Origin of the sequence: Gordonia sp. JH63 (assembly GCF_009856645.1) — a bacterium.
Taxonomy (GTDB): Bacteria; Actinomycetota; Actinomycetes; order Mycobacteriales; family Mycobacteriaceae; genus Gordonia; species Gordonia hongkongensis.
The window spans coordinates 1,781,944-1,794,363 of the sequence record NZ_CP047235.1; the positions used below are offsets into that span (position 1 = coordinate 1,781,944).

The window sequence follows — 12,420 nt, forward strand, 5'->3', positions numbered from 1 at the left end:
CGTGTCAGATCCAGCCGAGTTCCCGTGCCTTGAGGGCGGCCTCGTAGCGGTTCGACGCGTCGAGCTTCGTCATCGCCGACGACAGATAGTTGCGCGTCGTGCCCGCGGAGAGATGTGCCCGACCGGCGATCTCCTCGACGGAGGCTCCGTCGAGAGCGAACTCCAGGACATCGGCCTCACGGGCGGTCAGCACCGAGTCGCCGGTGCTGATCGCCTCGGTGGCGAGGTCGGGATCGATGTACCGGCCACCGTGGTGGACCGTCGAGATCACCTGCGCCAGCGTGGCGGCGGGCGTGGTCTTCGGGAGAAAGCCCCGCACGCCCGCGGCCAGTGCACGTTTGAGGTAACCGGGCCGGCCGTGACTGGTGACGATGAGAACACCGGCATCGGGCGTGAGGGTGAGCAGCTCGACGGCGGTGTCGATGCCGTCCATGCCGGTCATCTGGAGATCGAGAACGGCCACCGCCACGGGCTCGCCGGCGGCGACGCGGGCGCGCCACAGGTCGACGAGCTGCTCACCTGACTCGACGTGGGCGACCACCTCGAGGTCTGCCTCGAGATCGAGCATCGTCGCCATCGCCGTGCGGACAAGTGTTTCGTCGTCGGCCATCAGGACCGGGATCATGATCTCTCCCAACGGACTTGCAGAATGAACTCGTCGTCGTGCGTGCTGGTGTCGAGTGTTGCGCCCACGGGCTCGAGTCGTTCGGCGAGACCGCGTAGGCCGGAGTGCGGTGACGGTGCGCGCGAGGCACCCACCGGGACACCGTCATTGCGCAACGACATACCGGTGGGGTGCAGCGTCAGCCACGCCGACGACGCGGACGAGTGCTTGACGATGTTGGTCGTACCCTCACGCACCACCCACGCCGCCACGTCGCGACAGCGATCGGGTACGTCGGCCGGGTCCCCGTCGACGACGAGTCCGCAACCGGCCGCCGACAGCAGCGACCGGGCGCCGGCGACCTCGCCGGCCAGGTCGATGTCGCGGTAACCGCGGACCAGCGCACGCATCTGTTCCATCGACTGGACGGCGAGTGCCTTGATCTCGTCGATCTCGGTCGCTGCGCGGTAGGTCACGGTCTCGCGATCGGAGTGGGGATTCGCGGCGGCGCGGAGCAGAGAACCGGCCAGTTCGCTCTTGACGGCGATCGCGGAGAACCCGCGTCCGACGACGTCGTGCAGATCACGTGAGAAGCGCAGTCGCTCCTCGGCGACACGGAGCCGGGCCTCGACCGCCTTGGCGCGTTCGAGGTCGTCGATCACGTGCAGGCCCCATTGGGTGGCGAGCGTGGTGCCGACCATGACCACGCCGATGACGAAGACGTAGAGCGCGAGTCGGACCGCGCCCGGCGCCGAACCCGACAGCAACGCACCCGATCCGAGGCTCAGTGCGGCCAACGACCACCAGCGGTGCCGGAGGAACGGCAGTACGGACAGAGCCACGAGGAAGGCGACATACATGCCGAGTGTGCCTGCCGCCTCGACGTCGAAGCGCGCGGCGGCCGTGTGCGAGATGACCACCGCGGTCGTCCAGACGGCCGCCATCGTCAGCGCGGCACCGACGAGCAGGCCCCGGCGCCATCGGGCGGTCGGCCCGACGGCGAAATCGGGCTGTGCCTCGAGAGCGACGACGGCGGCCGCCCCGGCGAGAAGGAGCCCGGCCGCCGACCATTCGGCGCGGGCCGAGACGCTCAGGACGACGGAGATGGCGACGACGACCGCTTGCAAGGTGCATCTGGTGTAGAGCCGGTACCGCTGCGGTCCCGACAGTTCCCGCCACGAGGCCGCCGTGCGCGCCACCACCGACCGTCGTACCCGCTGCTCCGGAGATGCCGAAGCGGTGCTGCCGACGCGATCACCGGAACGGTCCATGCGTCCAGTGTCGCAGGCCGGTCGACCAGTTCAGCTGTTGCGTCCGCGCGCGATGACCGGCCACCGGCTGTCCGAGCCGTCGATGGCCACCAGTTCGTCGACGAGATTGACCGCATTGCAGACGTGGTTCGGCACCACCCGGATCACGTCACCCAGGCGGGGAACCGGTGTCGACTCCGTCGGGAACTCCACCACGGCATGATGTTCGGACAGCTGCACGACGCGGGCCTCGGGGTGGTCGAGGAGCCGTCCGTGGCCGGTCGCCCAGGCTGCTCGGTCGGCACCGAGGATCTTGCTGCCCGCGTCGACGACGATCCGCCCCGGCTCACTCCGTACGACGGTTGCCACCGCGGTCAGCGCCACGTCGTCGAATCCGCAGGTGCCGATCTCGACCTGCTGGGCGTCGTTGAGGGGATACACGCCCGGTCGGATCTCGGTGAGCACACCCGCATGCGACGGGTCGCCGACGAAGTCGACGGTCGGCGTGGATCCGCCGCTGCGCACCCGGGGATCGATCCCCTGCGCTCGCAGACTCTGCGCTGCCGTACGAAGCGCCGCCACCTCCTGCTCCGCCGCTCGCCGGCGGGTGTCGCCGACGCCGTAACCGTGACCGGGGAAGGTGAACACGCCGACGATGTCGAGGCCGGCTGCCGCTCCCGCCGCCGCGACGTCACCGGCTTGCTCGGGAGCGGCCCCGGTCCGGTGCTGCCCGGAGTCGACCTCGACGACCACCTCGATGCGCTGCTCACCGAGCAAAGACCCGAGATGCCGTGCGCCCTCGACGGAATCGATACCCACCCGCAGGGACACTCGATCCGCGAGGGCGCGTAGTCGAGCGGCCTTCGTCGACGTCGCCCAGATCGGGTAGGCGATGAAGACGTCTGTGCAGGCGGTGATCTCGGCCGCGTCGGCGAACGCCTCGGCCTCGCCGATGGTCGCCACCGTCAGCCCCACGGCTCCGAGATCGAGCTGCATGCGGGCGATCTCGGCGCATTTGTGGGTCTTGGCGTGCGGACGGACGTCGACTCCGGTCGAGCGTGCACGGTCGGCGAGGGACGTGAGATTGTGGGTGAGACGGTCGACGTCGACCTCGAGATACGGGGTGTCGATCACGCGTCCGGCCCGTCGACGACCTGATCCGAACGGCCCAGCGCCGCGGCTGATTCGCCGAACACGAGGTACTCCTGATGCAGGATGCGGGTGGTCAGCCCGGGAGTGACCCGGTGCCCGATCTCGGCGACGAGTCCCACGAGCGAGTCGACGCGCTTGGGTCGGTCGACGATCGCGTGCAGGACGCGCGCGGCGGCACGATCGACGTTCCAGGTGCCGGGCTGATTGTCGTAGGCCTCGGTGGGGGCGATCATCCGCGTCTTCACCAGGGGGAGGCGGACATTGGAGAAGGTGACATGGTCGGAGACGGTTTCGGTACCGGTCACGTCGCTGAAGGCCTCCAGTGCGGCCTTCGACGCGGCATAGGCTCCGAACCGCGGTCCGCGCGACTGCACCGCGACCGACGTCACGTTCACCACGTGGCCCGCCTGTCGGGTGACCATGTGCGGCAGCAGTCCGAGGACGAGGTTCACCGCCCCGAAGTAGTTGACCGCCATCACCCGGTGGTAGTCATGTGACCGGTCGACCGAGTTGAGGGTTGCGCGCCGGATCGACCGCCCGGCGTTGTTGACCAGCACATCCACGTGACCGTGTGTGGCCAGGACGGTCTTGACGAGCGCGTTGACCGACTCCTCGTCGGTGATGTCGCACTGGTAGGAGGTCACCTGGCCGGGCGGGATGCCCTTCTTGCTCGTCGTCGAGTTCAATTCCTGCGTCGCCGAATCGAGTTCCTCGGCAGTGCGGGCGACGATCAGGACGTTGGCCCCACGGGCTACACACATCCGGGCGGTGGCCTTGCCGATACCGCTGGATCCGCCGGTGATCAGGATGTTCTTGCCGACGAGCGGTCCGCGCGGATCGGTGCGTCGGTTGCGTGACCGATCGAGATGTCGTGACCAGTAGGTCCACAGGCGCGGAGCGTATTCGGCGAAGTCGGGCACCGAGATGCCGAGGTCGCCCAGGACCGCGACGGTGGTGTCGGCGCGGAAGTCGACCGGCAGGGTCACCGCGTCGAGCAGTGCCCCGGGTATGCCCTGCTGGGCGGCGACGAGGTTGCGTCCGACGCGCGCAAGTCCCATGCCGGACAACGCCATCACGGGCTCGACCGCGGCACGTGGGATGGCATCGAAGCCGCGGGGGGCACCGAAGGCCGGTGCCAGTGCGTTGTACATCTCGGTGGTCGTGAGCGACTTCGGGTCACTGAGATGGAACACCAGTCCGCTGCGGGTGGGATTGACGCCGATGAGCGCGACCATCGCGGCGGCGACATAGTCGACGGGCACGATGTTCAGCGTGCCCAGGTCGGGCATCGGCAGTCGCAGCATCGAGGGCAATCGGCCCAGCATCCCCAGGTGGCCGAAGAAGTAGTAGGGGCCGTCGATCTTGTCCATCTCGCCGGTACGCGAATCGCCGACCACGACCGACGGACGGTAGACGCGCCAGCGGAGTCCCTCGCGTTCGCGGACGACGCGCTCGGCCTCGAACTTCGTGCGGTGATAGGGGGTCGGGAATCCTTGTCCGACTTCGAAGTCCATCTCGGTGAAGCGCCCGCGGTGGTCACCGGCCACGGCGATCGAGGAGACGTGATGGAACAGTGCATCGTGCGCGATGGCGAAGTCGGCGGCCCGGGAGGTCCCCACGACGTTGGCCGCGCGCTGCGACTCCGCGTCGGCTGCCATGTCGTAGATCGCGGCGAGGTGGATGACGTGATCGATGGCGGGGATCGCATCCGGGGCGATGCCGAGTCCCGGCGCGGTCAGATCGCCGACCACGGGCGTCACGCGGTCCCCGGCGTCGAGGTCGTCGAGCATGGCGACGAAGGCCGCCAGCGACGACTCGCGAACCAGAGCGTGGATCGTGGCGTCGGGAGCGACGGTGAGCAGACGGTCGAGAACGCGTCGTCCGATGAACCCGCTGCCCCCGGTGATGAAGTAGCTCGTCATGTGAGAGATCCCATCAGATGGGCGGGCCGGCGGCCCGCTGGCTGTCCGCGCCCCGCAGGCCGCGGATGTATCTGGTACTCAGGGTGACACCAACTTGCGGCGAAGGCAACGGTTCACCGAGGGGAAAGGTCATCGGTGTTGACCATTCGTGAGCAGTGCTCTCTAATAATGAGAGCACTGCTCACACAATGAAACGGACACACCATGTTCCCCGCTTCTCGCCCGGCATTGCTCGGACTCGCATCGCTCTCGTTCCTGCTGTACCCGCTCCTGCGGGGTTTCGGTCCCGAGACCGGACTTGCCGGCGCACGGCATCTCGGCTCCCCGGGCTGGGCGGCCGCGCACGGGGCGGCGATGATCGGATTCGTCGCACTGGCCGTCGCACTCCGTCTGGGCTCCCACGATCCGCGACGCCGGTCGACCGAGCTGATCGCTTGGCTCGCAACCTGTCTGCTCCTCCCGTACTACGGAGCAGAGACGTTCGCGCTCAACGCGATCGGGCAGTGGGTCGACTCGGGTGGCGATCCCACCGCGATGGCGATCGCCGACTCGTTCCGGATGTCGCCCGTTCCGCTCGTGACCTTCCTCGCCGGGTGGGTTCTGCTGGGGTGGGTGGCGATCCGACTGGTGCGGGACGACGGCCGCTCGGCGTCACCGGACCGGTGGGGCGTCCGCCTGACCGCGGTCGGGCTGCTGCTCTTCCTGCCGCAGTTCTTCGCGCCCGGGCCGGTCCGGATCGCACACGGGATCCTGCTCGCCGTCGGGCTCGCGATGTGGGCGTTCGCCGAGGCCCGACGCTCCGGCGACCTCAACGATCCGTCGACTGTGCGTCCGAATCCGTCGACCGTGCGTCCGAATCCGTCGACTGTGCGTCCGAATTCGTCGACTGGGCGCCCGATTTCGTCGACCGTGCGCCCCGGGAACCCGACCAGGCCGACCTCCGGAGCAGGCGGGCCCCGTTGAGGGCGACGAGCACGGTCGAACCCTCGTGGCCGGCGACGGCCAGGGGGAGGGGCAGGGTGCCGATCAGATCCCACGTCACGAGGGTGACGATCACGGTTGCCGCGATGCAGAGATTGGCGATCACGTAGCGGCGCGCGAGGCGTGACAACCGGATCAGCGCGGGGATCGCGGTGAGATCGTCGCGCACGATGATCGCGTCGGCGGTCTGGACCGCGAGATCCGCACCCCGACGCCCCAGTGCGATGCCGGTCCCGGCTGCCATCAGCGCCGGGGCGTCGTTGATCCCGTCGCCGACCACCAGCACGTGCCCGCCCGCCTCGCGCACGATCCGGACCTTGTCCTCGGGCAGCAGGTCCGCGTGTACCTCGTCGATGCCGGTCCGGTCCGCGACATCGGCCGCGACCGAGGGACGGTCACCGGTCAGCAGCAGGACGGTGCCCGACGTGACGTCGCCGATCTGGGCCACGGCTTCGGCCGCGTCGTCCCGAAGGCGATCGACGAGCTCGATCCGGCCGACCTCCAGGTCGTCGACGAGCACGCCGACCGCGGTGCCGGTCGAGGCTTCGAGGGTGCGCTCGACGGTGATCCGGCGGCCACCGACGGTCCCGGTCACGCCGCGGCCGGGGAGTGCCCGGAAATCGTCGACCGCTTCGACGTCCAGCCCACGGTCGACCGCGGCGGTCACGATCGCGCGTCCCAGCGGGTGTTCGCTGGGGTGCTCGACCGCCGCGGCGAGCGCGAGGATCGCCGACGGCTCGCGACCATCGAGTGACGTCACGTCGACGACCTGTGGGCGTCCCTCCGTCAGGGTGCCGGTCTTGTCGAAGGCGACGACGGAGGTCCGTCCGACCGACTCCATCACCGCGGCGGACTTGACCAGGACGCCGTGGCGACCGGCGTTGGCGATCGACGCAAGCAGCGGCGGCATCGTCGACAGGACGACGGCGCAGGGGGAGGCCACGATCATGAACACGATGGCGCGTAGCAGCGCCTCGTCGAATGTGTTGTCGAACAACAGGATCGGAACGCTCAGCACCAGGAGCGTGGCGACGACGACGATGACGGAGTATGTCTGCTCGACCTTCTCCAGGAAGAGCTGGGTGGGCGCTTTCGTCTCGGACGCCTCGGCGACGAGTGTCGCGATGCGGGCGATCACCGACTCCGACGCGGGACGGGCGACTTCGACGACCAGTGCGCCGGTGCCGTTGACGGTGCCGGACAGCACGTCGTCGCCCGCCGCACGCACGACGGGGATCGACTCGCCGGTCACCGCCTGCTGGTCGACCTCGCTCCGACCTCGGAGCACCAGCCCGTCGGCGCCGATGCGTTCGCCGGGACGGACGAGAATGTGTTGTCCCACTTCGAGATCACGGCAGTCGACCACGGTGGTCGAACCGTCGTCGTCGTAGCGGGTCGCCCGCTCGGGGGCCAGCTCGAGCAGGGCGGTCACCGAGTCCGCGGTGCGCTGGGTGACGATGACCTCCAATGCGCCCGAGGTCGCGAAGATGACGATCAGCAGCGCACCGTCGAAGACCTGCCCGATCGACGCGGCGGCGATGGCGGCGACGATCATCAGCAGATCGACGTCGAGTCGGCGGTGCCGCAGTTCCTCCAGACCGGACCGGGTCGGTTCCCATCCGCCGCTCAGGTAGCACGCGAGATATGCAGTCCACCAGGACCATTCGGGCGCCCCGCCAAGTTGGAGCAACCAACCCGCGAGGAAGAGGGTCAGCGCGATGCCTGCCCAGCGCACCTCGGGCAGCCGGAGCCCGGTCCGAATCATCGATCGTGGGGCGGTGGTCCCGCGTCCGGTTCCCGCTCTCGGCGCGGCGTCGCGCACTGCCGTGTCCATGCTGTCTCCCGTCTGCCGAGGCCACTGTCTCGACAGTAACAGTTCATATGAAGAGATTTTCATGTGAGGTGCGGCCGGTAGGATCTCGCTGCATGGGACACGGCATCGACGAGGGGATGCGGCCGGCTGCGCGGCTCGACCCGGAATCGGCCGCGCATGTCGCCACCACGCTGCAGGCGCTGGCAACCCCGAGCCGATTGCTCATCCTCACCGAGTTGCGCGCCGGTGCGCGTTCGGTCACCGATCTCGCCGATGCCGTCGGCATGGAGCAGTCCGCGGTCTCCCATCAGCTCCGGTTGCTCCGCAATCTCGGGCTGGTCACCGGCACGCGGTCCGGCCGGTCGATCACTTACAGCCTGTACGACAGTCATGTGGCCCAACTGCTCGACGAGGCCGTCTACCACAGCGAACATCTGCGCCTCGGGCTCGCCGAGCGTCCGCAATCGGCGGGTTGATCCGGTGGCAGTCGACCAACCGAAAGGCATCGCATGAGCAGTGATCGAGCGGCCACGACCGGGGAGCCGCTTCTGGTGGTCGAACAATCCGGACGGGTGCGGACGTTGGTCCTCAACCGCCGGAGGTCCGGAATGCGCTCAGTTCCGGCCTGATCGAGGCTCTCCGCTCGGAGTTGGCGAACGCCGGTCGTGCCGATGACGTCGACGTGGTCATCCTCACCGGTGCGGGCTCGGCATTCTGTGCCGGCCTGGATCTGGCCGAGTTGGGCTCGTCGACCGAGAGCGCTCGGCTACTCGATCATGCGGACGTACCTCTCGGGCATCCGTGGCGCCCGATCCCGAAGCCGATCATCGGCGCGGTCAACGGTGTCGCTGCCACGGGTGGCCTGGAGCTCGCCCTCGCGTGCGACGTGTTGATCGCGTCCGAACGCGCTCGCTTCGTCGACACTCATTCGGGTCGGGGTATTGCCGGGCTGGGGTCTGACGTCCCGATTGCCGGAGGCGGTCGCCCGGGGTTTCGCGCACCGCATGAGCCTGTCCGGCGAGTTCGTCGATGCGGCGACGGCGCTGCGCGTCGGTCTGGTCACCGAGGTGGTGGCTCCTGATCGGCTGATGGCCTCGGCGATGGACCTCGCGCTGTCCATCGCCGGAAGTGACCAACTCGCGGTGCGGACCATGCTCGAGTCGTATCGGCGTGCCGAGCAGCATGTCGTCGGTCCAGCGCTCGAGGCGGAAAATCGCACGTCGGTTGAGTGGATGGCAGGTTTCGACCCCGCTCGGGTGGCCGACCGTCGGTCCGGCATCGTCGAGCGGGGCCGGGCCAACAGCTGAATCAGCTGGGGAACCACTCCCGCTGTCGTATCGAACGGATGTTCGATAAGCTTGCTGGGTGGGCTGGGATCAAGGACCACCGACGTGGTCGGAGATGGAGCGGGTGCTCGCGGGTCGGGCGCCCGGCGGTGCCGACCGGCCCGGCACCGAATTCGGTCCCGATCTCAGTGAATGGGCGCCGTTCCCCGGCGACGGCGGCGACAGCCCGGCCTGGTCGCGCAAGCGCGGGGCATACCAGGCCGAGGACATCTCCCGTGGCTCCTCGGCGGTGCCCTACGCCGAACTCCATGCGCACAGTTCGTACAGCTTCCTCGACGGCGCGTCGATGCCGGAGGAGCTGGTCGAGGAGGCGCAACGACTCGGGCTCCGTGCGCTGGCCGTCACCGATCACGACGGGTTCTACGGCATCGTGCGATTTGCCGAGGCGGCAAGGGAATTCGACATGCCGACAGTCTTCGGTGCGGAGTTGTCGCTGGAGCCCGACGTCGCCCGAACCGGCCAGAACGACCCCCCAGGGGAGCATCTGCTGGTTCTCGCCCGGGACGGGGAGGGCTACCGCCGACTGTCGCGGACCATCGCCGACGCGCACATGGTCGCGGGGGAGAAGGGTTTGCTCCGCTACGACCGCGACGTCCTCGCCGATGCCGGCGGCGGACACTGGCTCATCCTCACCGGTTGCCGGAAGGGTGCTCTTCGTCGCGCCCTCGATCGTGGCGGCGTCCCGGCTGCCGAGCAGGCACTGCGGGAACTGATCGAGACCTACGGCCACCACAACGTCGTCGTCGAGCTGACCGCGCAGGGCATGGCCGACGACGACGAACGCAACGCGGTGCTCGCCGGCCTCGCCGCCGGGGCAGGCGTGCCGACCGTGGCCACCACCGGCGCCCACTTCGCCGCGCCCCGGCGCCGACGGCTGGCGATGGCGATGGCCGCCGTCCGGGCCCGCACCGACATCGACACCATCTCGGGGTGGATGCCCGGCGTTGCCGGATCACATCTGCGCAGCGGCGACGAGATGGCGCGGCTGCTGCCCGCACATCCCGATGCCATCGACAACGCGGTGGGCATCGCCGCGGACTGCGCATTCCACCTGGGCCTCATCGCACCGCAGTTGCCACCCTTCGACGTCCCCGACGGGTACACCGAGGCGAGTTGGTTGCGCGAACTCACCATGACCCGGGCACGCCGCCGGTACGGCACCCCCGCCGAACATCCGCAGGCCTACCGGCAGATCGAGCACGAACTCGCCATCATCGAGACGCTCTCGTTCCCCGGCTACTTCCTGGTGGTCGCCGACATCGTCGATTACTGCAAGGCCAACGACATCCTCTGCCAGGGCCGGGGGAGCGCGGCCAACTCGGCCGTCTGTTACGCCCTCGGCATCACCAACGTCGACCCGGTCGCCAACACGCTGCTCTTCGAACGGTTCCTGGCCCCCGAGCGCGACGGCCCGCCCGACATCGACATCGACATCGAATCCGACCGACGCGAGGAGGCCATCCAGTACGTCTACCGCCGCTACACCCGGGAGCGCAGCGCGCAGGTCGCCAACGTCATCACCTACCGGGGGAAGTCGGCGATCCGGGACATGGCCCGGGCGCTCGGGTACGCGCCCGGTCAGCAGGACGCCTGGGCCAAGATGCCTGACACCGCTCCCGCCGACGTCGCCGAACTCGCCGGCGAGATCCTCGGCATGCCAAGGCATCTGGGTATCCACTCCGGCGGCATGGTGATCTGCGACCGGCCGATCGCCGATGTCTGCCCCACGGAGTGGGCGCGGATGGAGAACCGCAGCGTGCTGCAGTGGGACAAGGACGACTGCGCCGCCATCGGACTGGTCAAGTTCGACATGCTGGGTCTCGGCATGCTCTCCGCCCTGCACTATGCGATCGACCTGGTCGCCGAACACAAGGGGATCGACGTCGACCTCGCCACCCTCGACCTCGCTGAACCCGCCGTGTACGAGATGCTCTGTCGCGCCGACTCGGTCGGCGTGTTCCAAGTGGAGTCCCGTGCTCAGATGGCCACCCTCCCGCGGCTGAAACCGCGCTGCTTCTACGATCTCGTCGTCGAGGTGGCCCTGATCCGGCCCGGCCCCATCCAGGGCGGCTCGGTGCATCCGTTCATCAAGCGGCGCAACGGAGAAGAGCCGGTGACGGTCGAGCATCCGTCGATGAGCAGGGCGCTCGAACGCACCCTGGGGGTGCCGCTGTTCCAGGAGCAGCTGATGCAGTTGGCCGTCGACGTGGCCGGGTTCGACGCCTCCGAGGCCGACCAGTTGCGCCGGGCGATGGGTTCCAAACGGTCGCCGGAGAAGATGGAACGCCTGCGGCAACGTTTCTACGAGGGCATGGAGAACCTGCACGGCATCACCGGGGACACCGCCGACCGCATCTTCGAGAAGATGGCCGCGTTCGCCAATTTCGGCTTCCCGGAGAGTCATTCGCAGAGCTTTGCGTCCCTGGTGTTCTACTCGTCGTGGTTCAAGCTGCATCACCCGGCGGCGTTCTGCGCCGCGCTGCTACGGGCGCAACCGATGGGTTTCTACTCACCGCAGACCCTGGTGGCCGACGCCCGACGGCACGGTGTCGCGGTCCATCGCCCCGACATCAATGCCTCACTCGCGCACGCCACTCTGGAGAACGAGGGTCTCGATGTCCGGTTGGGTCTCGACGGTGTACGCGGGGTCGGGGAGGAGGCGGCGCAGCGCATCGTCGACCGCCGGTCCGACGGTCTCTACCTCGACATCACCGATCTCTCCCGGCGCGCCCGGCTGACGACCAAGGAACTCGAGGGGCTCGCCGGTGCCGGCGCCTTCGACGGGTTCGGCCTCAGCCGGCGTCAGGCCCTGTGGGAGGCCGGGGCCGCCGCGACGGTGCGCGACGATCAGCTGGCCCTGGAATCGGCGCAGGCGACCCCCACCCTTCCGGGTCTCTCCGACGTCGAGCTGGCGGCCACCGACGCCTGGGCCACGGGGATCACCCCCACGTCGTATCCGACGCAGTTCCTGCGTCCCCGGCTCGACGCGATGGGAGTGCTGGCCGCCGATCGCCTGCTGTCGGTGCCCGACGGTTCGCGCGTGTTGGTCGGTGGCGCGGTGACCCATCGGCAGCGTCCCGCCACCGCGTCCGGGGTGACCTTCATCAACCTCGAGGACGAGACCGGGATGGTCAACGTGGTGTGTTCGGTCGGTTTGTGGGCGCGGTACCGTGTACTCGCTCAGACGGCACCCGCTCTGCTGATCCGCGGCCGGGTGCAGAACGCCGAAGGCGCTGTGACCGTCGTCGCAGATCGACTGCAGCGCATGGATCTTCGGGTAGGGAGCAGATCTCGGGACTGGCAGTAGTCCACCGCGGGGTACGCCGGGATGTTCGAGACGGATCGGTGTTCA

Annotated in this window: 7 protein-coding genes and 1 pseudogene; 3 read left to right on the forward strand and 5 right to left on the reverse strand. The window is 68.7% G+C overall.

Going from position 1 to position 12,420, the window contains the following annotated elements; all coding sequences use genetic code 11:
• Positions 1-4: 4 nt before the first annotated feature.
• The 5 genes from GR168_RS08065 to GR168_RS08085 all read right to left on the reverse strand — a co-directional run bounded on the left by GR168_RS08065 (position 5) and on the right by GR168_RS08085 (position 7,743).
• Positions 5-625, reverse strand: coding sequence for a response regulator transcription factor (locus tag GR168_RS08065; protein WP_159370479.1), 621 nt, complete (start codon positions 623-625; stop codon positions 5-7).
• Positions 622-1,875, reverse strand: coding sequence for a histidine kinase (locus GR168_RS08070; RefSeq protein WP_159370480.1), 1,254 nt, complete (start codon positions 1,873-1,875; stop codon positions 622-624). Before GR168_RS08070 ends, GR168_RS08065 begins: the two co-directional genes overlap by 4 nt.
• Positions 1,876-1,905: 30 nt before the next feature.
• Complete coding sequence (locus tag GR168_RS08075; RefSeq protein ID WP_159370481.1) at positions 1,906-2,988, reverse strand: alanine racemase; 1,083 nt, start codon at positions 2,986-2,988, stop codon at positions 1,906-1,908.
• Entirely contained in the window at positions 2,985-4,928 is a 1,944-nt protein-coding gene (locus GR168_RS08080; RefSeq protein ID WP_159370482.1) for an SDR family oxidoreductase, read from the reverse strand. The genes GR168_RS08075 and GR168_RS08080 overlap by 4 nt, the downstream gene beginning before the upstream one ends.
• An 808-nt stretch (positions 4,929-5,736) precedes the next feature.
• Complete coding sequence (locus GR168_RS08085; protein WP_203235909.1) at positions 5,737-7,743, reverse strand: heavy metal translocating P-type ATPase; 2,007 nt, start codon at positions 7,741-7,743, stop codon at positions 5,737-5,739.
• A 92-nt stretch (positions 7,744-7,835) separates the two neighbouring features.
• Here GR168_RS08085 and GR168_RS08090 point away from each other — a divergent pair, with 92 nt between their 5' ends.
• The 3 genes and pseudogenes from GR168_RS08090 (at position 7,836) to GR168_RS08100 (ending at position 12,375) form a co-directional block, all read left to right on the forward strand.
• Positions 7,836-8,198 carry a metalloregulator ArsR/SmtB family transcription factor gene (locus GR168_RS08090; RefSeq protein ID WP_159370484.1) on the forward strand — a complete coding sequence of 121 codons (363 nt, stop codon included), beginning with the start codon at positions 7,836-7,838 and terminating at the stop codon, positions 8,196-8,198.
• Positions 8,199-8,371: 173 nt separating this feature from the next.
• Positions 8,372-9,029: pseudogene (locus tag GR168_RS08095) on the forward strand (enoyl-CoA hydratase).
• Between the two features lie 58 nt (positions 9,030-9,087).
• Positions 9,088-12,375, forward strand: a complete 3,288-nt coding sequence (locus tag GR168_RS08100; RefSeq protein WP_159370485.1) for an error-prone DNA polymerase — start codon at positions 9,088-9,090, stop codon at positions 12,373-12,375.
• The last annotated feature ends 45 nt before the right edge of the window (positions 12,376-12,420 follow it).